This window comes from Methylobacterium phyllosphaerae (assembly GCF_001936175.1).
Lineage (GTDB): Bacteria > Pseudomonadota > Alphaproteobacteria > Rhizobiales > Beijerinckiaceae > Methylobacterium > Methylobacterium fujisawaense.
This window is the reverse complement of sequence record NZ_CP015367.1, coordinates 4,391,752-4,413,770: the sequence shown is the minus strand read 5'-3', so window position 1 is coordinate 4,413,770 and position 22,019 is coordinate 4,391,752. Positions and strand designations below refer to the sequence as shown.

21 protein-coding genes are annotated in these 22,019 nt (G+C 70.7%); 8 read left to right on the top strand and 13 right to left on the bottom strand.

Translation table 11 applies throughout. The annotated features are described in order from the left end of the window. Positions 1-23: 23 nt before the first annotated feature. The 3 genes from MCBMB27_RS20050 to MCBMB27_RS20040 all read left to right on the top strand — a co-directional run bounded on the left by MCBMB27_RS20050 (position 24) and on the right by MCBMB27_RS20040 (position 4,204). Entirely contained in the window at positions 24-1,070 is a 1,047-nt protein-coding gene (locus MCBMB27_RS20050; RefSeq protein WP_075381132.1) for a FecCD family ABC transporter permease, read from the top strand. Then, complete coding sequence (locus tag MCBMB27_RS20045; RefSeq protein WP_075381131.1) at positions 1,063-1,887, top strand: heme ABC transporter ATP-binding protein; 825 nt, start codon at positions 1,063-1,065, stop codon at positions 1,885-1,887. Before MCBMB27_RS20050 ends, MCBMB27_RS20045 begins: the two co-directional genes overlap by 8 nt. A 181-nt stretch (positions 1,888-2,068) precedes the next feature. Next, complete coding sequence (locus tag MCBMB27_RS20040; protein ID WP_075382041.1) at positions 2,069-4,204, top strand: TonB-dependent hemoglobin/transferrin/lactoferrin family receptor; 2,136 nt, start codon at positions 2,069-2,071, stop codon at positions 4,202-4,204. 6 nt (positions 4,205-4,210) lie between these two features. Here MCBMB27_RS20040 and MCBMB27_RS20035 read toward each other — a convergent pair whose 3' ends face one another. Next, positions 4,211-5,143 carry a glycosyltransferase family 2 protein gene (locus MCBMB27_RS20035; RefSeq protein ID WP_043355178.1) on the bottom strand — a complete coding sequence of 311 codons (933 nt, stop codon included), beginning with the start codon at positions 5,141-5,143 and terminating at the stop codon, positions 4,211-4,213. 4 nt (positions 5,144-5,147) lie between these two features. Then, positions 5,148-6,182, bottom strand: coding sequence for a glycosyltransferase family 2 protein (locus MCBMB27_RS20030; protein ID WP_051045017.1), 1,035 nt, complete (start codon positions 6,180-6,182; stop codon positions 5,148-5,150). 542 nt (positions 6,183-6,724) lie between these two features. On the opposite strand from MCBMB27_RS20030, the gene MCBMB27_RS20025 reads away from it, so the two are divergent. Next, positions 6,725-6,946, top strand: coding sequence for a DUF6894 family protein (locus MCBMB27_RS20025; protein ID WP_043355176.1), 222 nt, complete (start codon positions 6,725-6,727; stop codon positions 6,944-6,946). A 59-nt stretch (positions 6,947-7,005) separates the two neighbouring features. Here the strand turns inward: MCBMB27_RS20025 and MCBMB27_RS20020 are convergent, their stop codons facing one another. Next, a complete protein-coding gene (locus tag MCBMB27_RS20020; protein ID WP_075381130.1) occupies positions 7,006-8,082 on the bottom strand; it encodes an acyltransferase family protein in 1,077 nt (358 codons plus the stop codon). Positions 8,083-8,259: 177 nt separating this feature from the next. After that, entirely contained in the window at positions 8,260-8,412 is a 153-nt protein-coding gene (locus MCBMB27_RS30285) for a hypothetical protein (protein WP_164706357.1), read from the bottom strand. A gap of 211 nt (positions 8,413-8,623) precedes the next feature. Between MCBMB27_RS30285 and MCBMB27_RS20015 the strand changes: the two genes are divergently transcribed. Together MCBMB27_RS20015 and MCBMB27_RS20010 are read left to right on the top strand one after the other, a co-directional pair. Further along, a complete protein-coding gene (locus MCBMB27_RS20015) occupies positions 8,624-9,361 on the top strand; it encodes a sugar transferase (protein WP_051045014.1) in 738 nt (245 codons plus the stop codon). A 54-nt stretch (positions 9,362-9,415) separates the two neighbouring features. Next, complete coding sequence (locus tag MCBMB27_RS20010) at positions 9,416-9,646, top strand: hypothetical protein (protein ID WP_043355172.1); 231 nt, start codon at positions 9,416-9,418, stop codon at positions 9,644-9,646. Positions 9,647-9,889: 243 nt separating this feature from the next. On the opposite strand, the gene MCBMB27_RS20005 is transcribed toward MCBMB27_RS20010, so the two are convergent. Then, the gene (locus tag MCBMB27_RS20005; protein WP_043355170.1) at positions 9,890-10,723 is read right to left on the bottom strand and encodes a family 16 glycosylhydrolase; all 834 of its coding nucleotides are present in this window, start codon (positions 10,721-10,723) and stop codon (positions 9,890-9,892) included. Between the two features lie 202 nt (positions 10,724-10,925). Here MCBMB27_RS20005 and MCBMB27_RS20000 point away from each other — a divergent pair, with 202 nt between their 5' ends. Next, positions 10,926-11,951, top strand: a complete 1,026-nt coding sequence (locus MCBMB27_RS20000) for a glycosyltransferase (protein ID WP_075381129.1) — start codon at positions 10,926-10,928, stop codon at positions 11,949-11,951. Between the two features lie 31 nt (positions 11,952-11,982). Here the strand turns inward: MCBMB27_RS20000 and MCBMB27_RS19995 are convergent, their stop codons facing one another. The 8 genes from MCBMB27_RS19995 to MCBMB27_RS19960 all read right to left on the bottom strand — a co-directional run bounded on the left by MCBMB27_RS19995 (position 11,983) and on the right by MCBMB27_RS19960 (position 21,092). After that, entirely contained in the window at positions 11,983-12,291 is a 309-nt protein-coding gene (locus tag MCBMB27_RS19995) for a hypothetical protein (protein WP_043355166.1), read from the bottom strand. A 183-nt stretch (positions 12,292-12,474) separates the two neighbouring features. Further along, a complete protein-coding gene (locus MCBMB27_RS19990) occupies positions 12,475-12,780 on the bottom strand; it encodes a hypothetical protein (protein ID WP_085987698.1) in 306 nt (101 codons plus the stop codon). 456 nt (positions 12,781-13,236) lie between these two features. Then, on the bottom strand, positions 13,237-13,479 hold the full coding sequence (locus tag MCBMB27_RS19985) for a hypothetical protein (protein ID WP_043355164.1): 243 nt from the start codon (positions 13,477-13,479) through the stop codon (positions 13,237-13,239). Positions 13,480-13,576: 97 nt separating this feature from the next. Continuing rightward, positions 13,577-13,798 (bottom strand): DUF6894 family protein, encoded by a 222-nt coding sequence (locus MCBMB27_RS19980; RefSeq protein ID WP_043355162.1) that lies wholly within the window; start codon positions 13,796-13,798, stop codon positions 13,577-13,579. A gap of 799 nt (positions 13,799-14,597) precedes the next feature. Next, on the bottom strand, positions 14,598-15,425 hold the full coding sequence (locus MCBMB27_RS19975; protein ID WP_043355160.1) for a LuxR C-terminal-related transcriptional regulator: 828 nt from the start codon (positions 15,423-15,425) through the stop codon (positions 14,598-14,600). Positions 15,426-16,120: 695 nt separating this feature from the next. Continuing rightward, positions 16,121-17,356: a glycosyltransferase family protein gene (locus tag MCBMB27_RS19970; protein ID WP_075381128.1), complete on the bottom strand. Its 1,236-nt coding sequence runs from the start codon at positions 17,354-17,356 to the stop codon at positions 16,121-16,123. After that, entirely contained in the window at positions 17,353-19,710 is a 2,358-nt protein-coding gene (locus MCBMB27_RS19965) for a GumC family protein (protein ID WP_075381127.1), read from the bottom strand. Before MCBMB27_RS19965 ends, MCBMB27_RS19970 begins: the two co-directional genes overlap by 4 nt. 92 nt (positions 19,711-19,802) lie before the next feature. Further along, positions 19,803-21,092, bottom strand: a complete 1,290-nt coding sequence (locus MCBMB27_RS19960; RefSeq protein WP_075381126.1) for a polysaccharide biosynthesis/export family protein — start codon at positions 21,090-21,092, stop codon at positions 19,803-19,805. Between the two features lie 375 nt (positions 21,093-21,467). Here MCBMB27_RS19960 and MCBMB27_RS19955 point away from each other — a divergent pair, with 375 nt between their 5' ends. Then, positions 21,468-22,016 carry an acyltransferase gene (locus MCBMB27_RS19955; protein WP_075381125.1) on the top strand — a complete coding sequence of 183 codons (549 nt, stop codon included), beginning with the start codon at positions 21,468-21,470 and terminating at the stop codon, positions 22,014-22,016. Positions 22,017-22,019 lie beyond the last annotated feature (3 nt).

Here is a 22,019-nt window from a genome sequence, read left to right as displayed (position 1 = left end):
CCGCGCGGCGGCGGGCGGCGCGCGTGAGCCGGCGGTCCACGGCGCCCTGGGTGCTGGGGATCCTGGCGGCCCTGGTGGTGGCCGCCGCCCTGCTCTCCGTGAGCCTCGGGGCGATCCGCATCCCGGTGGAGCGGGTCCTGGCGGTCCTGCTGGGGGACGGCAGCGATCCGGCCCGCGCCCGGGACGCCCTCGTGATCCTCTCCATCCGCCTGCCCCGCACTCTGCTGGGGCTGATGGTCGGGGCGGGGCTGGCGGTCTCCGGCGCGCTGATGCAGGGGCTGTTCCGCAATCCCCTGGCCGACCCGGCGCTAGTCGGGGTCTCGTCGGGGGCGGGGCTCGCCGCCGCGCTCATCATCGTCCTCGGCGACCGCATCCTCGCCCATCTCGGGCTGCCTGGGCCGCTGCCCTACGCGGTCCTGCCGGCCGGGGCCTTCCTCGGGGGCCTGGGCGCGACCCTCATTCTGTACGTCCTCGCCACGCGGTCCGGGCGCACCGCCGTGGCGACGATGCTGCTCGCCGGGATCGCCCTCGGCGCGCTGACCGGCGCGCTGACCGGCCTGCTGACCTTCGTCAGCGACGACCGGCAATTGCGCGATCTCGCCTTCTGGTCCCTCGGCAGCCTCGGGGGCGCCACCTGGGCCAAGGTCGCGGCCTCGGCGCCGCTGATCCTGCCGGTGCTGGCCGCGGTCCCGTTCCTCGGCCGCGGCCTGAACGCCCTGGTCCTCGGCGAGGCCGAGGCGTTCCATCTCGGCGTCCCGGTGGAGCGGCTGAAGCGCGCCTGCATCGTGCTGGTGGCGGTCGCGGTCGGCGCCAGCGTGGCGGCGGCCGGGGTGATCGGCTTCGTCGGCCTCGTGGTGCCGCACGCCCTGCGGCTGCTGATCGGCCCGGGGCACCGGCTGCTGCTCCCGGCCTCGGCGCTCCTCGGCGGCGCCTTCCTGATCCTCGCCGACGTGGTGGCGCGCCTCGTCGCCGCGCCCGCCGAACTGCCCATCGGGATCGTCACGGCGCTGGTCGGGGCGCCGGTCTTCCTGTGGCTGCTCCTCGACCGGGTGCGGGCGGACGATGTCTGATCCGGCCCTGCTCACGGCGCGCGACCTGACCGTCACGGTGGCGGGGCGCGACCTCGTGCGCGACGTCTCCCTGGGGGTGGAAGGCGGCACCCTCCAGGTGATCGTCGGCCCGAACGGGGCCGGCAAGTCCACCCTCCTCCGCCTGCTCAGCGGCGCCCTGCGCCCGACCCGGGGCACCGTCGCCTATGCCGGCGCGGCAATTGAGACGATCCCGCCCTGGCGGCTCGCAGCGATGCGGGCCGTGCTGCCGCAGGCGGCGCGCCTCGCCTTCCCGTTCACGGCGGCCGAGGTGGTCCGGATCGGCCTCGACGGCATCGGCCGGGGCCTCGGCGCCCGCGACCGCGCCGCGATCCTGGCCCGGGCCCTCGAACAGGCCGACGCGGTCCATCTCGCCGGGCGCGCCTATCCGACCCTGTCGGGCGGGGAGCAGGCGCGGGTGCAATTCGCCCGCGTGCTCTGCCAGCTGGAGGCCGGCCGCACGGTCGCGGAGCGGCAGGTGCTGTTCCTCGACGAGCCGACCGCGAGTCTCGACCTCCGCCACCAGGGCGCGCTTCTCGACGCCGCGGCCGGGCTGGCAGCGGCCGGCATCGCCGTGGTGGCGATCCTGCACGACCTCAACCTCGCCGCGGCCTATGCCGACCGGCTTCTGGTTCTGGACGGGGGCCGGCTGGTCGCGCGCGGGCGACCGGCCGAGGTCCTGACGGACGAGCTGATCGCGCGGGTCTTCGGCGTCCGCTGGCCGGTCGGCCGGGTGCCCGAGGGCGACCAGCCCTTCCTCCTGCCGCATCGGGATGTGGCCGGCCGGACACCGACCTGACCGGATTTCGTGGATCCTCGACGTCGTCCGGCCGGCGCCAGGACGGCCTTCTCGGCATGCCGGCCCGACATCCCAGAAAAATCTGTTGCGCATCGCCATCGCGATCGGCGAGAAAAGCTTCAGCAAGCCAGCCATCCGCCAGCCAGCTCTTGGAAACGACTGTGCGGGGGCGATCGTCATCATGGCTTATGCTTTCCACCGGGCGCTCGTCGCCCTCGGCGTTGCGCTGGCGACTCTGCCGGGCGCCCGGGCGGAGGAGTCCGGCCCGGCCGCGCGCCTCGAGCCCGAGATCGGCCTCGATACGCTGTCGGTCACCGCGACGAAGACCGCCGTTCCGGCCGTCGACGCCCTGGCGGGCACGAGCGTCGTCCCGCGCGCGGCCCTCGACCGGCTCCAGCCCGGACGCCTGTCCGAGGTGCTGCGCGACGTGCCCGGCGTGACCACCCAGGAGAACCGGACCGATCCCGCGCAGGCGATCAACATCCGCGGCCTGCAGGATTTCGGCCGGGTCAACGTCCTGGTCGACGGCGCGCGGCAGGACTTCCAGGTCTCGGGCCACGGCGCCAACGGCGTGTTCTACCTGGATCCCGAACTCGTCGGCGGCGTCGACATCACCCGCGGGCCCACGGCGACGATCTACGGCTCGGGCGCCATCGGGGGCGTCGCGGCGTTCCGCACCCGGTCGATCGACGACATCCTGGCCCCCGACGAGACCGCCGGCTTCGTGCAGAAGCAGGGCTTCGGCACGAACGGCCAGCGCTTCGTGAACAGCTCGGCGCTCGGCGCCCGCATCGGCACCGCCGCGGACCTGTTCGGGCAGTTCGTCTTCCGCGACACCGCGCCCTATCGCGACGGCGCCGGCCTGCCGGTGCCCGATACCGGCAGCGACCTGAATGCGGGCCTCGCCAAGCTCACCCTGCGGCCCGCGGACGGATACGCGATCCACGCCACCGCGCTCCTCCAGCGCTTCGACTTCGTCAATGGCGGCGACACCGGCGGCGGGGCTCGCTTCGCCAACGCCGTGCAGGCCGACACCTACACCGTCGGCTACCGCTTCGCCCGGCCGGACGTGCCGCTCGTCGATCTCAGCCTCGACAGCTACGCGACCACGACGCACGACGCCCTGACTTTCCTCCAGGACTCGCCGCGGGGCGTTTACAGCCGGCTCGGCACCCGGGCCGGCGACCGTCTGACCTACGACATCGCGACGATGGGCTTCGACGCCCACAACACCGCCCGGTTCGAGACCGGTCCGGTCGCGCACGCGCTCACGCTCGGCGGCGACGGCGTGGCGAATCGCGTCCGGACCACCGACCGGGCCGGCGGCTTCGGGGCGGCCTTCACGCCGTCGGGGCGGCGGGACCTGGCCGGCGCCTTCCTGCAGGACGAGATCCAAGCCGCGCCGTGGCTGCGGATCGTCGGCGCGCTCCGGCGCGACAGCTACCGGCTCGACGGCGGGGCCTATCGCGCCGGCGGCGCGCGGGTCTCGCCGAAGATCACGATCGGCGTTGCGCCGCTGGGCGGCCTCGAACTCTACGGCACCTATGCCGAGGGCTATCGCGCCCCCACCGTCACCGAGACGCTGGTGCAGGGCCTCCACCCGTTCCCGGCCTTCACGATCCTGCCGAATCCGGCCCTGCGGCCGGAGGTGGCCCGCACCGTCGAGGGCGGCGTCAACCTGCGCGCCGACGCCGTGATGGGGCCGGAGGATTCCCTGCGCGCCAAGCTCGCCGTGTTCGACACCGCGGTCGACGCCTTCATCGACATGCAGGCGGTCGGACCGACCTACTTCGTCCCGGCGATCCCCGGCATCCCGGCCTCGGCCTGCTCCGGCCGGCCCGGGCGCTTCCCCTGCGTGATCCCAGTGCGCTCCTACCAGTACCGCAACATCGCCCGGGCCGACCTGTCGGGCGTGGAACTGGAGGGCACCTACGATTGGGGCCGGGGCTTCGTGTCGCTCGCCGCCACCCATATCGACGGTCGCGACCGCGCCACCCGCGAGAGCCTGCTCACGGTGCCGCCGGACCGGATCGGCACGACGTTGGGCCTGCGCTTCCTCGCCGACCGGCTCATCGTCGGGACGCGCCTGACCCTGGTGGATGCGCGCACCGACCTCCCGGCGGGCTCCCGGAACCGGGCCACCAAGGCCTACGGGCTGGTGGACCTCTTCGCCACCTATGCGGTCACCGACCGGGTCACGGCGGATGTCGTCGTCCAGAACGCCCTCGACCGGCGCTACCGCCAGTACCGCGACGCCCTGGCAAGCCCGGGCCTCGTGGCCAAGGCGGCGCTCAGCATCGCGTTCGCGACCCGCTAGGAGACGCTACCGGTAGCGCGACGGGTGATATTCCCGGTAGCTCAGGCCGATGACCGCTGCGAGCAGGCCGGCCCCCCGGCACAGCGTGTAGCCGCCGCCGATCAGGGTCTCCGGCCTGAGGGACAGGCCGGCGATCCCGAGCCGCAGCAGGCCACCGCCGAGGCGCGCGAGGCCGCGGCCCGCATTGGCGAGGCGGCCGGTCACCGTCTCCGGGCGGAGCCGGCCGAGATAGGCCTCGACGTTGCCGCTGCGGTACCAGCGGGCCAGCAGCCAGCGCACCCGCATCCGGTGCGTCGGGATGCTGTCGTAGACCAAAGCCGTCTCGGCCCAGGCGATCCGGTGCCCGGCCTGCAGCAAGGACCGGAAGAAGAAGGTGTCCTCGCCGCCCAGGGTGTTGAAGCGCATGTCGAAGGACAGGCCCAGCGCCCGGATCACCCGCAGGTCCAGGAGCGCGTTGGCGGTGTAGCCGTCCTGCACGAAGCCGTCGCGGACCGGCAGGCGCTTGGCGAAGAAGCCCCCCGCCGCCGCCCAGGTGGGCGGCACCCGGTCGAAGAACGGCACGACCGGCCCGATGCAGGCCGCGGCCCCCGTTCCGAGGGCGGTCTCGAGCAGGTTGTGGAGCCAGTCCCGGTCGGGGAACTCGTCGTCGTCGATCAGCGCGACCCAGTCCGCGCCGGCCGCGGAGGCCTCCGCGAGGCTCCGGTTGCGGACCGCGGCGAGGCCGCGGGTCTCCTCCCGGGCATAGGTGACCGGGAAACGGCCGGTCGCCCGATAGGCCTCCACCACCGGCACGGCGGCGCGGCTGCGCCCGTTGTCGATGATCAGGATGCGCAGGGCGGTCTCGGCGAGGTTGCCGAGCCGCTGCTGGTCCAGCGCCTTGAGAAGGCGCGCGAGCCCGACGGGCCGCTCGCAGGTGCAGATACAGATGCACAGGCGCATCGTCTCACCTCTGTCCGATCGGGAGGGCGTGTAGCCTCGGCCGCAGGCGCTTGCCCGCCGCTTCCAGCAGCGTCGCGGCCAGGGATTGCCACATCCGGGGATGCCGGAGCGCCAGGGCGGCGCCCTGGATCCACCGGCCGGCCTGGGCGGCCTCGATGACCTGGGCCATCATGCGCATCATCGCGAGGCCGTCGCGGTAGGCGCGGCTGCCGTGGCGGATCTCAGCGGACCGCGCCCGGGCCTCCGCGAGGCGGCCGTGCTCCGCCCGGACCGCGAAGGCCGCCTCCAAGCGCGCGATGTCGGCTTGGCGCAGCCGGTGGGACAGGGAGGTCGGGCCGCGCCGATAGCCGTAGCCCGCGTCGCTGGTGACCACGAACCGCGCGCCCGCCGCGAGGGCCTCGAGGCACAGCAGGAAGTCCTCGCCGATCCGGACGCCTTCGTCGTACCGGATCTTGTGCCGGTTGAGGGTCTCGGCCCGGATCATGGGCTTGAGGTAGCCGAGCTTGGTCCCGGGCCTGAGAAGTTGATTGCAGGCGATGTACTTGGCGAGATCGATCTCGAACAGGTACGGCTCCCGGCCGCCCTCCATCATGCCCGGTCCCCGGGGATCGAACACGTCCGTGAACGGGATCGGGTTGTCGGCGACGATGTCGGCATCCGCCGCCAGGGCAAGGTCGAGCAGCGACCGGGAGCGATTTGGCAGGATCAGGTCGTCGGCGTCGAGGATCGCGATCCAGCGGCCCCGGGCGGCGTCCAGGGCCGCGTTCCGGGCGCTCGACGGGCCCCGGGGCGATCCCGGCCCGGCCCCGGCGAGGGGGATCACGCGGACGCGCCGATCGGCCTCCGCCAAGCGCGCCAGCACGGTCCCGGTCCCGTCCCGCGAGCCGTCATCGACCGCCACGACCTCCACGGCGACGCCGGTCTGGGCGAGGGCGGAGCGAACGGCCATCTCGATCCAGGGCGCCGCATCGTGCGCGGCCATGATGAACGAGACGTCCACGGACGTGCCCCGGGCATCGGACAAGAGTTGATCCGCCATCGCGTTTCCTGGCCCGACGGGCGCGGCCTCCCGGGCCGCCCTCGACATGAGCCCGAAGTGATCGGCGCGCACGACGCTCAAAGGGCGTAGGGCCGCCGGCAGCCCTTCCTCTTGCGGCGGATGGCTCCGGTGGCGGAGGGCGCTCAGCGTGACCCGGGCTTCGATTCGCCGCCGGGACGCGGCTCCTGCGGGGTGAGGCCCTGCGTCAGGATCGACCGGACATGGGCGCGCAATTTCTGCTTTCGCTCCGCCGAGGCGGGAGAATCCTTCTTGAGGCTCGAATCGCCGGAGGCTGTCATGTCGAACGCCGCTGAGGCCCGTCACCGCGCGTCGCCATGGCCGACGCGGCCGGAAGGGTGATCGGCGATACCTATAATGGATTATTTGGATGGAATCTCGACATTATTGCAACGCGACTGGCGAAAACAGTTTTGGTGTTTGTTAAGGTTTATGTCTCCTACTGAGCATTGTCGGGCACGGGCGAACTACGTAGGTAGTATCCGAGGGGGCCCTCCCGAGGGCAGCATTCAGGGAGGAGATGGGTGCCCAGTCGCTTCTATTTCGATATCGAGAACGGCAAGGAAACGATCCGCGACGCGCAGGGCGTGGAAGCCGAAGACCTGGCCGAGGCGCTGGCGGAGGCCCGCAGCGTGATCGACGAAGTGGCAGGCGATCTGGGTGCCGCAGGCTCGGACGGCAGGTGGACGCTCGTCGTGCGCGACGCCACCGGTGCCGAGGTCGGCCGGTTGCCGATCAAGAGCTAGACGGGGCCCGCCCGCGGGCATCCGCAAACCGGCCCGGCCGCTGCCGCCGCGGGACGCGGCTACGGGCCGATCAGCGCAGACGAGCCGACCCGCCGGGGTGGCGCCCGCAGGAGCCGGCGGGCCGGCGCCTCGAGGAGCCGCCACGACAATTCCGCCAGCAACAGCGTCAGGATCAGGTCAAGCGCCATCGAGACCGGGCGCGGGCCGGCGACGTCGAGGCCGATTGGCGCGAGCACCCGTTCCGCGTGGAGCGGAACGTGGAACAGGTAGGCGGCGTAGCTGATCACGCCGATCCGGCGCAGCCACGGGATCTCCAGCAGGGCGACCGCGCGGCCGTCCCGCACCAGAACCACCTGCAGCAGGAGCAGCGCCGCCAGGACGCCGCTGAGGCGGCCGAGGATCAGCCACCAGCCGGTCGGCGCGACCACGAGCGGCAGGGTCAGGAACAGGATCGCCACGCCGGCCAGGGCGGCGTCGTGGGCGAGCCAGGCCGGAAGCGGCTTGGTGCGCAGACCGGCGAGGCCGCCCAGCGCGATCAGCCCGAGATTGGCCAGCGTATCGACATCGAAGCGCGTCGGCCCGGCGCCCGACAGCCACAGGGCGCCGTGCGTCACGACGCTGACTCCGATCAGGATCCCGCACAGCGTGCCGAGGTGCCGCCGCGGCAGGAACAGCGCCGCCGGCGCGAACAGCAGGTAGAATTGCTGCTCGACGGCGAGGCTCCAGAGGTGGCCGAGTTCGGTCCCCCAGCCGTTCTGCGCGATGTAGACGTTCGTGACGTAGAACCACGTCGCGCCCTTGAACGCGGCGGTGCCGAGACTGGACGGGTCGCCGGGCCGGACCGTGTAGAGCACGAACAGGAAGACGTAGTAGACCGGCACGATGCGGGCGATCCGGTTCCGGTAGAACAGTCCGAGGCTGCCGAGCGGCGTCGCCGTGCCGGCCTCCACCGCCGCGCGGGCGGCGTCGAGGATGCGGACGATCAGGAAGCCGCTCAGGACGAAGAACAGCCACACGCCGGCGGTGCCGAGGGCTTCGGTCCTCGGGCTCGGCGCCTTGTGGCTGATGAAGACCATCAGGAACGCCACGGCCCGGAGGCCGTCGAACCCGATGATGCGGCGCTCTGGAGGGGCCACGGCGCGCCTCGTCCGGTGATCGTCCGCGCCGCGCCGGGGCAGACCTGAATGCCGATCTCGCCCGTGCGGCTTCGTTCGCGTCCGGGAGGGCCGGACACGTCGCCATAGACCGGGCTGAGAGCCGGAGGTCCCTACCTCGATCGGGGGAGCGGGGCTCCCCGAAAGCGGTCTTGCCGCTCAGCGGCGCCGGGCGAGGAGGGCGACGAGGCCGACGGAAACGGCCGCCGCAGCCTGGGCGGCCAGCAGCGCGACCAGGATCCCCTTCGGCAGGACCAGTGTGAAGCCGATCGCTCCTCCTATCAGCGCAGCGAAGACCAGCACGACCAGCAACGATTTACCTCCATTGATGGATCGGCGGCCGTCTTGTTGCCGAACCTCTCGCCGGCCCAGAGTCGGCGCAAGGGTTCCGCCTGCGATCGACGCCCCTTCGGACCGGCTGACAGCCGTCGAAGCCGGCTGCGGCGACGCGGGCCGGACCGGCCGGGCGCGCACGCCGCTCCGCAGGTTCGGACCCCGTCTCGCTTCGAGTCAAGGAGCCGACATGTTGCGCCCGGCCGGGACCCCGACGCCGATCGAGTCGTCGACGCCGCAGGATGTGGTCGAGACGATCAACGAGGCCTTGGTCAAGACGTTGCCGGCGACGGTGCAGGCCGGCCCGGGCCTCAGGGCGAGCTGGGTGACGAAGCGCATCCTCGACGCCACCATCGCCCTGACGGCCCTGCTCCTGCTGCTGCCGCTCCTGCTGTTCATCGCCCTGCTGATCTGGGGGAGCGACGGCCGGTCGCCGATCTTCCGCCACAAGCGCCTCGGCCGGTACGGGCGCCCCTTCGGCTGCCTGAAGTTCCGGTCCATGGTGCCGGACAGCGACACGGTTCTGACGCGGCACTTCGCCGAGCATCCCGAGGCCCGGGCCGAGTGGGAGGCGTCCTACAAGCTCACGCACGACCCCCGCGTGACGGCGCTGGGCCAGGTCCTGCGCAAGACCTCCCTCGACGAGCTGCCGCAGCTCTGGAACGTGCTCTGCGGAGAGATGAGCCTCGTCGGTCCGCGGCCGATCGTGCAGGCGGAGGTCGTCCGCTACGGCGCCGACTTCATCACCTGCTTCTCGGTTCCGCCGGGGCTGACCGGCCTGTGGCAGGTCTCCGGGCGCAGCGACACGGGCTACGCCGAGCGCGTCGCCCTGGATTGCGCCTATGCCAGCCAGTGGAGCCTCGCCCGCGACCTCGGCATCCTGCTCAAGACGGTGCCGGCCGTGTTGAGCCAGCGCGGCAGCCGCTAGGGCCATGGCCTGGCGGCCGCGTCCCAATCGCCGCGCACACCGTGGAATGCGCCGATGAAGGGCATGATGCTCAACGCCCTGCTGGGCGTGATGCTCGGACGCTTCGGTTCGGTCTGGCGGCTGCTGGTCTTCGTTCCGATCGTGGCGGCGGAGGTCGGCTACGGCCTCTGCGTCTACAACCTGAGCGCAGGTGCGTGTCTGCGCCGCGGTACGGCGCTGCTGATCTGCGGCCAGCTGGCCTTTCTGCTCGGCGCGCTGCTGCGGCCCATCGCCAATCAGCGGTGACGCCCCCGGGGCCGGCCCGGGCCGCCGCGGCGACGCGGGCACGTCAGGCCGCATCGTCCTCGGCGGTGGGCGCCTCGATGCAGAGGCGCCAGAACTCCACGAATCCGGCGGCGTAGGCGGCGATGACGAGGCTCGACCAATGCATCGCGCAGCTCCGGGCACATTCGCGGGCTGAGCCTGATGCGGAGACGTTAAGATTCCGCCCCGTCCGGTGTCCGGGGCGAGGCCGACCGACGGGGGCCGCTACCGGCAGACGATCGATTCCTTGAAGCCGCACGGATCGCCCATCCGGGTGAACGCCACCCGCTCGAACAGCGCGGTGACCGGCCGTCCCGGATAGACCGTCGGTCCGAGCCAGGACGCGAAATCCTGGCCCTGTCCCGACCAGACGCTGAGCATGATCTTGCCCGGATGCGACGGGAGCGGCCGGTCGGGCGCGGCGCGCACCTCGCGCAGCAGGCGTCCGTTGACGTACCAGCGCAGGCGGTCGGGCAGCCACTCGAGGGCGTAGTCGGCGGTGGCGGTCGCGGCGTCGAATCCGAGTGGGTCGAAGCTGTCGTGGCCGCCGACGCCGCCGACGAAGTAGTTGAGCTGGACCTTGCCGGTGTCCTTGCCGAGGAACTCGAAGTCGATCTCGTCGTTCGTGCGCCGGTCGCCGTTCTCGGGGCCGTTGTAGGTGAAGAACGCCGAGACCATGCCGGACCCGGCGCCGGGCCGCATCCGGACCTCGTAGGTGCCGTAGCCGTAGCGCTCGTGGGTCTGGATCTCGGCGCAGCTGAACGGGCGCTCCTTGTAGGCGATGTTCGCCAGGGCCAGCGTCAGTTCGCCGGGCTTGGCGATCCGGACGCGCTGCTTCGACCACATGCAGCCCTGCCAGTCGCCGTTGGCCCAGCCGTCAGAGATGTACCAGCGGCGGTCGCTCAAGGTGTTGAAGGTCTCGACGAAGGATCCGCCGCCCTGTTCGGCCGGGGCGCCGGCCGGCGGAGCGGCGGTCTCGCCGGCGCTGCCGGGATGGGCCTGCAGGAGGAGCGTCGCCGCCACGCAGAGGCGGCGGACCGGGCCGGACCAGATCGTCATGCGCGCGTCCTTATCTTCGCCGCCCGATCGCGGCGGTGCGGATCGTAGCGACGGGGGCGCCGCGGACCGGTGATCATTCGGACGATCCGGGCCGGGGCGCTCCCTCTCCTTTCGGACGATCTCGCGCCCCGCGGCGGAGCCGTCCTACCGTGCGGCGGACCGGCCGCGGCGCGGACCGGCCCGAGAGTCGCGGAGTCGTCCGGTGCGCAGATTACAGGCCCCGTCCCCCGTCCCGGAGGTCTGCGTCATCATCGCGGCCCGGGACGCCGCGGACACGATCGCGACCGCCATCGCCTCGGCGCTCCGGCAGCCGGAGGTCGCGGAGGTCATCGTGGTGGACGATGCCTCCGCGGACCGGACCGGCGCGGCCGCCGCGGCGGCCGACGACGGTTCGGGCCGCCTGAAGCTAATCCGGCTGTCCGTCAATGTCGGACCCGCGGCCGCCCGCAACCGGGCCATCGCGGCCGCGACCGCCCCGCTGCTCTGCATCCTCGACTCCGACGACCACTTCATCGACGGCCGGCTCGGCCGGCTCCTGTCCGCGCCCCGGACCTGGGACCTGATCGCCGACGACATCATCATGGTCCGCGGCCGCGAGGCGGGCTCCGCCGCCGGCCTCGTGACCGGGCCCGGGCGGCCGCAGCGGCTCACCCTCGCGACCTTCGTGGCCGGCAACATCCCCCGTCCCGGCGCGTACCGGCGCGAACTCGGCTTCCTGAAGCCGGTCATGCGGCGGGGATTCCTGGAGCGGCAGGGGCTGCGCTACGACGTGCGCCTGCGCCTCGGGGAGGATTACGCCCTCTACGTGGAGGCGCTGGCGGCCGGGGCGGTGTTCGCCGTGACGGCGCCCTGCGGCTATGTGGCGGTCGAACGGGCGAACTCGCTGAGCGCCCAGCACCGGACGGACGATCTCGCGGCGATCCTGGCCTTCGACGACGCCATGCTGGACCGGCCGGGGCTCACCCCGGACGCCCGGGCGGCGCTCCGGGCTCACCGGACCGCGACGGCCAAGCGCTGGCAACACCGGCGCGTTCTCGACCGGCGACGCGCCCAGGGCTACGCGGCGGCCGTGAGGGAACTGCTCGGCACGCCCATGGCGTGGCGGCACATCCTGTCGGTGACTCTGGCGGCCAAGCTCGCGCGCCTGGTGCCCGCGGCTGCGCCGGACCGGGAGATCCGGCCGCGCCTGCTCCTCGGGCCCGAGCGCCGCCTCGAGCCCGTGCGCTGATCCCAGGCTCCGGCCGAGCCTGCCTGGCGGATCAGCGGTCGCGCTCCGCCTTGCGGGTGCGGACGGCCGCCACGTCGGAGCAGACGTCGTCCAGCGCGCAGCGGACCCGTTCGAGGGCGGTCGAGAACGCCGCGTCCAGATTCGGATCGACGGCGTCCCGCTTCGTGCCCTGGTGGAAGCTGTCCAGCAGGTAGGGCATCATCTTGCCATGGAGCGCCACGTAGGCACCGGGGCTGGACAGCTCGTAGACCACCGCAAGAGCGTGATAGGCCCGGATCAGGACCTCGAGCGCGACATCCGCACTGCGCGCGCCTCGATCACAATCATCGCTGCATATCATCGTGATTGATATTCTATTGCTGCCCTTTTCTCCGGGTAACATGCTCAATTATATCTGTCGATATTGAGGCCAATTGCACTTTTCGACAAGGCGTGCCGCACGGCGATTTAGCGGAGGCCCATGGCTCGACTGCAACAGTCTCGGAACGGACAAGCTCAGCGCAAGCCTATCTCAAGACGATACCTAGCTGCGCATAGGTCGTGTCGGCCGGATCATCGTGGCAATCTTGTTTTCAACCTCAACGAGGACGCTGTTCACAAGTTGAACGGCGTCGTCGACTGTCCCGGTTGTCAGGCTTCCGTTGCGGCTTGTTTCTTGAATGATGCGGAAATTATCTTCGACGAACGTGCGGATCTTCTGCTGAACATCGCCGAACTCGCCAGGATGAGCCGTCTCATAGAGCAGAGCGAGGGCCAAATAGGCGCGCCCGACCATGTCCAGCGCCAGGGTTGTGCTGATATCCGAATTTTCCGCTTCTGGCGCCGGCACGACGACTGAATTTCCTGTCGCAAGCTGAGCTGCTACTCTATCACACTCTCAATTCGACGCCAGCCATGTCGAATTTTTTCAATGGGATGGCGCCTTTCACGCATCCCGTTCGGACCGCGACCGTCCCGGAACCGCTTTCCGGCGGAGCTGGCCCGCGGGGGGACTGTCCAGGACACGGCGTGCCGCTTCGGCCGGATCGGGCGCGAGGCGGGCGACCGCACGTGGAGAGCCCGCATCTGCCGGCGCCGAGCGGCACGGTCGCCGCATGGCCGGATCGGCGGATCGGCCGCCCCGGGGGCATCGGTCAGGGTGGGGCCCGTCGCATGACGGGACAGGCGCCGGCCGTTAAGGCGCGGCGAGCAATCGGCGCCGGTGCGGGCGTGGGGGCCTGTGCCCGGGACGCCCTGTCTCGAGGGGAGCGGAACCGGGCGTGCCGCGTCGCTCCGGGCGGAACCGTCAGCGGGTCGCGCTGCCCTGACGCCGGACGCGGTCGCGGCTCGGGAGCGGCGCGAGACCGTGCTCGACCCGCAGCTTGAGTCCGAGGATCCGGTTGTGCCGCGCCATGGCGCGAAGCGATTCGGCCGTCTCGATATCGCCGCGCAACTGCAGGGCGTCGGCGGCCAGCGCCATCTGGGCGGCCATGGCATCAGCCTGCAGGGCGGCGCGCGGGTCGGTCGAGGAGAGGGGCATTCCGGCCATGGCTGCCACGGTGCGAGGGCTGGCCCGATCCTCAAGACGATCCGTTAACGATATCTTAACAGGCGCGCCTCGGAGGCGGAGGGTGCGGCCAGTGCCGTCACTTCCGGATGGGCAACCGGCCGACCAGCCAGCCGGCCTCGTTGCGCACGAGCAGGGTCCAGAGCGGTTCCCGGCCGCCTCCGGTGATCTCCTCGGCCATCTCGGCGATCACGCTGCGGGCCTCGATCAGGGCTTCCTCGAGGCCCGCGGCCTCGACGCCGACCAGGTCGCGGATCGTCTCCTCGGCATTTGCGATCTCGAAGTAGAAACGCGCCGCCAACAGGATTCTCCTCGGTCGGAACTCTTTCGGGAGTTCTCTGCTATAGCCCGATGCGCGCATCTTAGCCGCGTGCGCCCTGAGATGAAGCGGTCAGAAAAGAGCAGCCGTCTTTGGCAATTCGGGTGATGCCTGTGCGCAATCTTCGCCGGATCGCCGAAGGATGGCTCGACGTAGGCCGAAGGGCGTAGCCGTCTGACACCCGCGATGTCCGGACGGTGATGTCGGGGCAGCACGGGTGCGGACCGAAGGACGGGGGATGTCGAGCCCTGCGCGGACGTGCCGGCGCCTCCCAGGCTCCCAGGCTGGGGCGGGGGGACGCGTCCGGCGCCGCGCTTGCGGGGCGCCGCCAAGCGCGAGGCGGGCATGGCCCTGAATGCGGGTGGCGGCGGTCGGCGGCCGGGTGCGCGATGCCTGGACGGGCGGCGGCCCGCCAGCGGCCGAAGCGGCCAGTTCCGGTGCGGTCCTGCGCCCGCATGCCCGACGGGGCGGGCGAGACGCTGCGCGAACTGCCCGCGACGGAGCGGGGCGGCCGGCAGGGAAGCGATCTCGACTTCGCCCGCGATGGGGCCCGTCGCCGCGCGAGCCGGGATCTGCGCCGATGATCGCGCCCGCCGGGGCGGCGCGGGCGATCCGTCCGCTTCAGGAGCCCGATGCCTCGAGCGGCGGCGAGGCTGACGAGGCCCCTCCCGGGCCGATCAAGCCGTCGACCGGAGAGGAGTCCGTGAAGCCCCGCTTGGCGCCGCCGGATCGCGGTCTCGCCGGGGTCACCCTGCGACCGCGGGAGGGGCGCCGGGAGCGATCAGGCCGCGGGGGCCTTCACGCTCGCCAGGCTCGAATCCTCCCGGAGGAAGTACTTGTTCGTCAGATAGGCGACTTCCGTCCGGTTCTTGGCCTTGAGCTTCTTCATGATATTCCGGACATGAACCTTCACGGTGCTCTCGCACATGTTCAGTTCATACGCGATGATCTTGTTCGGCGTGCCCTTCCGCAGCGCCCGCGCCACGCAGAGCTGCCGCGGCGAGAAGATCTCATCGTCGCCGGCCTCGACCGGCTCGTCCACCTTGATGTTGGCCAGCAGGGGCAGGAGGCACTCGGCCGGGATGTAGACGCCGCCGGCCTGCACGAGCTGGAGGGCCTGCAGGGCGATGTCGACGGAGGTCGTCGTCGGAATGTAGCCTTTGACCCCGAGCTTGATGATCCGCACGATCTGCTCGAGGTGCTCGCCGTCCGAGATGACCGCCACCGGCGGCGTGCCGGCCTCGCCCTGCAGGAAGGTCAGCTCCCGGGTGATCTCGGCCCACTCGGTCTCGGACAGATTGCCGTCCGGCCGACAGAGGACGACCACGCTCGCCGGAACGAAGGGCGTCTGACGCTTCCACGATTCGATGTCCGCGAAGACTTCGAACGAAGTCTCCCGGTCGGCCTCGCTGAGCGAGGCGGCGAGGCATCGGCCGACGAGCTGGCGTCGATCGATGATCACGATGCGGCTGGAGCGGCCCCGGGACTGGTCCCGTTGCTCGACGACGGCCGGGTTGTCACCGGCATGTGCACCCGAAAAGCCGCCGCGGCTCTCGGCCGTGTCCCGCTCAACGATGATGAGCGCGTCTCGAGTACCAAGACTGGCCATGAGAAATTACCTCCTTTCGAAGGAAGTCCATTGTCAGCGATGACGTGAGTACCCAATGAGCCCGCCGACGGCGTGACACTGAGATACGCGGTCGCTCCGGTCGTCTGGGGCGATGGCCGATGACCACGGATACAATGCTAACTTTCGTAAAATCGCCTGTAAATACCCTGTATGAAATTAACTGCCTAAATTTCTTCTCTAAATACAATCATCGCTCACTACGTACGTACAGGGTGATTTGTTTGATAGCCGGTTCTTGAACTGATCGAGATGTGCATTCGCAAGGTCGTTTGTCGTCGGGCAGCGATCGGTCTCAAGATCTTTGCGAATGTAGTCCATCGTTCATCGATTTTCTGAATGATCAAACTTTGCTTTGCTTGCCCCCGCTTATTGCTAAGGCGTTTGGCTTGGCTTTCGAACCGATTTCGATGATCCGAATGCGCTTCATGTATTCGATTGCAAGTATTCGCCCCAATGCGATCCGGTGTCAAATGATGAGGCTAAAATGCAACATATGTGGGTGTTTGTTGGGGCTGTTTTGAGTCGAGTACTGATTTCATGGGTACGCTGCGGTACCGAATGGCAGGGCATCCGGATCCGCGGCGCGGCTGGGCGTGCCGCCCGGCGCGGCGGGCGAATCAGCCCGCGCCTGCGCGCCGGAATTGCGATGCCCGGACTGCTCTGAAGAGGCCTGTTCAGTCCACCCGGACCAGGAGATCGCGCATGCCGCCGACATCGACGAACGTGGCGAGGTCGCAGACGAGCAGTCGGGCGTGTCGCTGCGCGTAGACGGCGGGCGTCAGCGTCCGCAGGAACGCCGTCACGGAATCCGCGAGCGGCTCGGGGAAGGCCCAGCCGAGCCCTTCGGCGACCGCGTAGCGCCCGGTGGCGGTCGAGGCGCGCGCGAGCGTCAGCGCCCCGCACAGGCCGCCCTCGTAGAGCCGGTTCGGCAGCAGCCAGTCCGAATTCAGTCCATCGTCGAGGTAATCGACGGCCCAGCTGAAGTGGATCCCGCTGTAGATCTCGGGGAGATCGCGGGGATTGGCGTAAGGACCGCGGAACGCCATGTTCGCACGGCCGTCCAGGGTTTCGGCCAGCATGTGCGGGGCTATGTCCTCCTCGGAGAGACGCCCGGCCAGGACGATCCGCACCGAGTCGCCGAGGGCGTCGGCAATGGCGGCGAGAAGCGTCAGGCTCCTGCGGCAGCGCAGCGTCCCGAACCAGCCGATCACCCAGGGCGGCTCAGCCGCGCGGGTGCGATCGAGCCGGTCCGCCACCTCGCCGAGGCGATGGCCCATGACCTTGTTCTCCAGCAGATGCCACGCGCCGGTGAAGCCTTGGACGGGCCGGAAGTACCGGTCGATGAAGTCCGGTGCGCTCACGACGAGGAGGGCGCTGCGGCGGAGGAGCCAGCGCTCGACCGTGCGGGCGATCCGCCCCGGGGCGTCCGGCCGGACCATCAGCCGCTGGATGTCGAGCACCTCGTAGACGAGGCGCGCGCGGCTTCCGGCGAGGCGTGAAGAGGTCCAGGCCACGAGGGCCATGTCGAGGTTGCGCACGTAGATCACGTCCGCCGCGCGCAGGTCGGGCCCGCGGCGCAGGGCGCGGAGGATGCCGAGGGCGAGGCGCGGCAGCCGGCTTGCGTAGTTCCGGTCGACGGTCCGGCCGAGCGGGACGGCATCGTCCGCCTCCCGGGGCGTGGCTGCGCCGCCGGGTCGGGCCCGCTCGAAGGCGTAGACGACCACGGACCAGCCGGCTTCCCGGATGGCATCGACCCGCTTCCGGACCGTCGGCTCGGCCAGATCGTGGCCGAAGAAGGCGACCCGACGGCCGGGCGCGGTCTTCGGGTTCGCGACCGCCGGGGGCGCGGTGGCCGCGCCCGGCCCGAAGGCCGAGGTCCGGCCGATGCCCCGGCTGAGCGGGCCGATCACAGAGCCGCCTGGGTTGCGTCGTGGGGCCGCCGCGGGGCCGTGGCCCAGCGCCGGAGCGCGCTCCTGAGGCCGCCGCGCCGGACCGTCGTCCCGTCGCTCGTCTTGTTGAGCACGATGCCCAGGACGGTGCTGCCGCTCGACTCGAGATCGTGGACGGCGGCGGCGACCTCGTCGATGCTCGTCCGCCCCGCCTCCACCACGATGATCAGGCCGTCGAGGCTGTCGAGGAGCGGCTGGAGAGTGGGCAATTCGTCCACCGGCGGCAGATCGACGACGACGCGGTCGAGGGTGGTGCGCTCGTCCCCGACGACCGACGCGACGCCCTCCGGGGTCATCAGGTCGCTGAAATGGGGGTCGTTCGGGTGGCGGTTCCCGCAGGCCAGCAGGCGGACTTCCCCGGGCTGGGGCCGGACCGCCTCCGTGGCGCAGCAGCGGCCGGCGAGCACATCGAGCAGGCCGCGCTGGTCCGTGGCCCGGTTGATCTGCGAGAGCGTCGCCCGCCTGACGTCCGCGTCGATCACCAACACCCGCCCGGCGCTCGACCGGACGCGGGCGAGGAGCTGACCGAAATTGCTCGCGAACAGGGTCTTGCCCGCGCCGGACCCCACCGAGGTGACGCCGATCGCGAAGACCGCACCGCGGCGATCGCTGCCCAGCACATGGGCCTTCAGGCTGTGCAGGCGCTCGACGAAGACCGATTGGGGCATGAACCGCACCGCGCTCGCCTTGAACGCTTCGACATTGGCCGGGCGCTGCGCCTCGCTGGCATGGGCCTGAGCCAGCGCCAGGGCGGCCCGGAAGCCCGGCTCGCGCCGCAGCTCGGGGAGAGCGGCGAGGCAGGTCAGGCCGTGGCCGGTGAGCTGCCGGGGCGAGCGGATCGTCCGGTCGAACCAGTGCCGCGCGAAGGCGCCGCTCACCCCGAACCCGGTGCCGACGAAGAGGCCGAGGAGCAGGATCAGGCTGCCGCGGGGCGCGCTCGGAGCCTCCGGCACGGTCGCCGGCGTGATCACGTGGGCGGAGGGCTGCGGATAGGATTGCTGGTTGACGGCGTCGATGTAGCGCTGGAGCAGGTTCGTGTAGATCTGGTCGTAGGTCTCGGCGGTGCGGTCGAGTTCTTTCGCCTTGACCCGGGCATTGCTCATGATCAGCGTCTTCGAGATCAGGGCGTCGAAGGCCGCCGTCATGCTGTCCTCGCGTGCCTTGGCGACCTCGTAATCGTGGTCCAGGGACATGGCGAGGCGCTCGAGTTCGGTGCGCAGCGACTGCTTGGCCGCCTGAATGTCCCGCTGGATCGCCTGGACCGCCTCGTGGTCGGGGCCGAGCCGGCGCTTCAGGTCGTCGGCGCGCTGCACGAGGTCGACATATTGCCGGCGCAGCTGGATGATCACGCTATCCTTGAAGGCCTCGGTAATCCCGGGATCGGCGATGTCCGAATCGAGGAGCCCGCGGATCTGGTCGCGCACCGCCCGGGCATCCATGGTCTTGGCGCGGGCCGCGGCCACGGCGGTGTTGAGCTCTTCCACCTGCTGCTCGCCCACGAGGCCGCGCTTGCCCAGGTCGATGATGGTGTGCTCGGCCTTGTAGGTCTGGGCCTCGCGCGAGGCCTGGCTGGCGCGCTGCTGGAGTTCCTTCAGCCGCGGCAGCATCCACTCGCCGGCGACCTTCCAGATCTGGGCCCGGTTTTCCAGCTCGGTGCTGACATAGGCCTCGGCCACCGCGTTCGCGACGGCGGCGGCGGTGGTCGGGTTGTCGGCGCTGTACCCGACCTCGATGACGTAGGCCGCGCCGATGCGGTTGGCCTCCACATTCTCCCGGAGGGTCCGTGCCTGGCTCAGTTCCGGGCTCACGGGGGCAGTCTCCCGGACCGGCGGTTCGGTGCCGATCAATCGATGGGGGAGCGCCTTGAGGGCCTTCACGACCTCACGGATCTTCGCCACCAGCGGGTGCGAGGGCACCGCGAGGTCCTGCAGGGGGGGGAGGCCGAGCCGGCGCACGGCGGCCAGCGCGATCTTCTCCGAGCGTATGTACTCGACCTGGCTCTCGACCTCGGCGATCTCGAGCGGGGCCCCGGCATTGGGCGTGTCGCGGGCCGTCACCGGGCTGGTGCGGCTCTCGATGTAGATGCGCGTCCGGGCCGTGAAGATCGCGGGTGCGGTCGCGACGTAGAATCCGGCGCAGACCAGGCCGATGGTGGCGAAGACCAGGATCGACCGCCAGTTCTGCCGGGCGATCGTCAGGATGGACACCTGCGCCTCCGCCTCGGACGAGAACGGCAGGCTGCGCCAGGGGCCCGTCCCACCGGCGCGGGCCGCACCGATCGGCAGGAAGGACGCGCTGGTCGAGTGTCGGTTCATGGCTCTCTCCTCACCGCGGCGGACACCGCCTCGGAGCGCTCTCTGTCGAAGGGGGTGTCGGCTCGGCCCATGGGGTGCCGAACCGGGGGGCGTCAGTTCTGGCCGGCTCCGTCACCGATGCCCCGCAGGGTGGGATCCGGCTTGAGCGCGACCTCCAGGACGTCGCCCGGCTGAAGCTCCATGTCCTCGGCGGCGTCGAGCTGGGTCCGGGACGTGCTGCCCTGGCGGAAGACCGAGATCGCGGCCTGCGCCCGGCTTCCGGATAGGAGCTGGGCCCGCAGGGCGCCGGTGTAGACGAGCTTGTCGTTGATGCTGTTCAGCTTCGAGCGAAGTGCCGACAGGTTGCTCTCCGCGGCCTGGAGCTTCTCCAGGGCGTCCATGGCCTGCAGGTCCTCGACCCGCTCGAGCTTGCGGGCGACGTCGCTCTTGTCACGGTCGAGCTGGGTGAGCTGGACCGTCGTCTGCAGGGCGCGGGTCGAGGAGAGCAGCACCGCCCGCCGGGCGTCGGTCAGCCGCGTGGTGACCACCGCGCCGCGCTGGAACAGGGCACGCACCGTGTCGTACTCCTCGGCATCGGCGTTGACGCCCTCCTTCTCCTTGACCTGCTGCTCGCTGAGATTCGCGTACTGCGTCTGGGCCCGGGCGAGGGAGCGCTGCAGATGCTCCTTCTCCTTCGCGATGTCGGTCAGCTGGATCCGGAGCTGCTGCTCGGCGAGCTTCTGCGCCGGTGTCGGGCGGCCGCCCGAGGCGGCCTGCGGGTCCGCGGCCGGGGCGCTCCTGTCCCGCGGCGCGGCGATGATCGCCTTCAGGCGCCAGATCGTCGCATTCTCCCGCGCGATGCTCGCCCAGGTCGCATCGTAGTCGGCGCGCAGGTTCGCGGATTCGATGATCGGGTTCTCCATCCGGAACCGCAGGAGATTGTAGCCGCCCGCGAGGGCGACCGCCTGCCGGACGGTCATGCCCGGATGGAACGGGTGCTCGCCCTGCTTGGTCACGTCGCCGCTCAGGTAGATCGGCTGGTACTTCGCGACCCGCACGCCGATCTCGTCCGGCTCGATCACGGCGATCGTTTCCCTGCCGTCCGGCCCGCGCTGCCGCACCGCCTTGGCGGCCAGGGTCTTCTGCAGGTTCCGGCGCAGCTCGGCGAGGGTCAGGCCGGCGGCCGGCACATCCCCGAGCAGCGGGACCATGAGGGCGCCATCGGTCGAGACCGTGGATTCCTGCTTGAAGTTCGGGAGGCTCAGGGCCGACACCTCGATCGTGTCCCCGGGGGCGATCCGGTACTCCGCCGCCGCGGGGACCGTGAACAGGGCGAGCAGGCAGGCCATGATGCCGGCTCGGGAGGCGCGCCGGGTGACGGCGGACCGATGTCCGGCAGGCATAGGCTCAGTCTTCGCCAGAATCCTCGACACGCGTCGTCCCCTCGAATGCGCTGCCATGTCCGGGCGTGGCCATCGAGCGGCGAACCGCGCGTCGGCCTCACGGGCTTATGGGTGGCTGAGGCGGCATGATGCGTAACGGCAAAGTCCGCCGGGACTCCTCCAAAAGGTGGGCCGGCGCCGTCCCGTCGGGGCAGGATCCCCGCCTTTCGGCGTAGGCGCGGCGACCGGAGCGCCGCCGGATCGCGACGGCCGGCAGCATCGGGCAGACGCTATTCGCCTTTCGACGGACGAACGACATCGAAAGCCTGGGTTCCCGGCCACCTGCAGCTCTGTGCAGCTTTACCGCACGGAAATTCGGCGGGTGGAGCGACCGGTATGCCGATTAATGATGTCAATATTGGTTCTGATGTGGGCATATTGTACCCAGATCTGGTCAATATTTATGGATGTCGAATCGAAGACGGCTCGCGCATCGGCCCGTTCGTGGAGATCCAGCGCGGCAGCCATATCGGCCCGCGCTGCAAGATCTCCTCGCACAGCTTCATCTGCGCGGGCGTCTCGATCGGGGCCGAGGTGTTCGTCGGCCACGGCGTGGTCTTCACCAACGAGCTCTATCCGGAAGCCACCAACGCGGACGGGAGCCTGAAGCGGGACGGCGAGTGGGAGCTCGTCGAGACCGTGGTCGAGGCCCGCGCCTCCATCGGCTCCAACGCCACCATCGTGGCGGGGATCACCATCGGCGAGGGCGCCCTGGTCGGTGCCGGTGCCGTCGTCACCCGGGATGTCCCGGCCTTCGCCATCGTCGCCGGATGCCCCGCGCGGGTCGTCGGGGACACGCGCACCAAGCGCGCCGAAAGCGCCGCGCGCGCCCGTTCCGTCCAGTCGCCGCGGCCCGAGCCGGCCGAGCCTCTGCAGATTGCTTGAGGG

Bases quoted from the DNA above. Each gene is read 5' to 3' on its own strand.
- MCBMB27_RS20045 (WP_075381131.1), top strand. From the start codon at position 1,063: ATGTCTGATCCGGCCCTGCTCACGGCGCGCGACCTGACCGTCACGGTG.
- MCBMB27_RS20040 (WP_075382041.1), top strand. From the start codon at position 2,069: ATGGCTTATGCTTTCCACCGGGCGCTCGTCGCCCTCGGCGTTGCGCTG.
- MCBMB27_RS20035 (WP_043355178.1), bottom strand. From the start codon at position 5,143: ATGCGCCTGTGCATCTGTATCTGCACCTGCGAGCGGCCCGTCGGGCTC.
- MCBMB27_RS20010 (WP_043355172.1), top strand. From the start codon at position 9,416: ATGAAGGGCATGATGCTCAACGCCCTGCTGGGCGTGATGCTCGGACGC.
- MCBMB27_RS19995 (WP_043355166.1), bottom strand. From the start codon at position 12,291: ATGATATGCAGCGATGATTGTGATCGAGGCGCGCGCAGTGCGGATGTC.
- MCBMB27_RS20005 (WP_043355170.1), bottom strand. From the start codon at position 10,723: ATGACGATCTGGTCCGGCCCGGTCCGCCGCCTCTGCGTGGCGGCGACG.
- MCBMB27_RS19955 (WP_075381125.1), top strand. From the start codon at position 21,468: ATGCCGATTAATGATGTCAATATTGGTTCTGATGTGGGCATATTGTAC.
- MCBMB27_RS19975 (WP_043355160.1), bottom strand. From the start codon at position 15,425: ATGGCCAGTCTTGGTACTCGAGACGCGCTCATCATCGTTGAGCGGGAC.
- MCBMB27_RS20015 (WP_051045014.1), top strand. From the start codon at position 8,624: ATGTTGCGCCCGGCCGGGACCCCGACGCCGATCGAGTCGTCGACGCCG.
- MCBMB27_RS19985 (WP_043355164.1), bottom strand. From the start codon at position 13,479: ATGGCCGGAATGCCCCTCTCCTCGACCGACCCGCGCGCCGCCCTGCAG.
- MCBMB27_RS19960 (WP_075381126.1), bottom strand. From the start codon at position 21,092: ATGCCTGCCGGACATCGGTCCGCCGTCACCCGGCGCGCCTCCCGAGCC.
- MCBMB27_RS19965 (WP_075381127.1), bottom strand. From the start codon at position 19,710: ATGAACCGACACTCGACCAGCGCGTCCTTCCTGCCGATCGGTGCGGCC.
- MCBMB27_RS20030 (WP_051045017.1), bottom strand. From the start codon at position 6,182: ATGGCGGATCAACTCTTGTCCGATGCCCGGGGCACGTCCGTGGACGTC.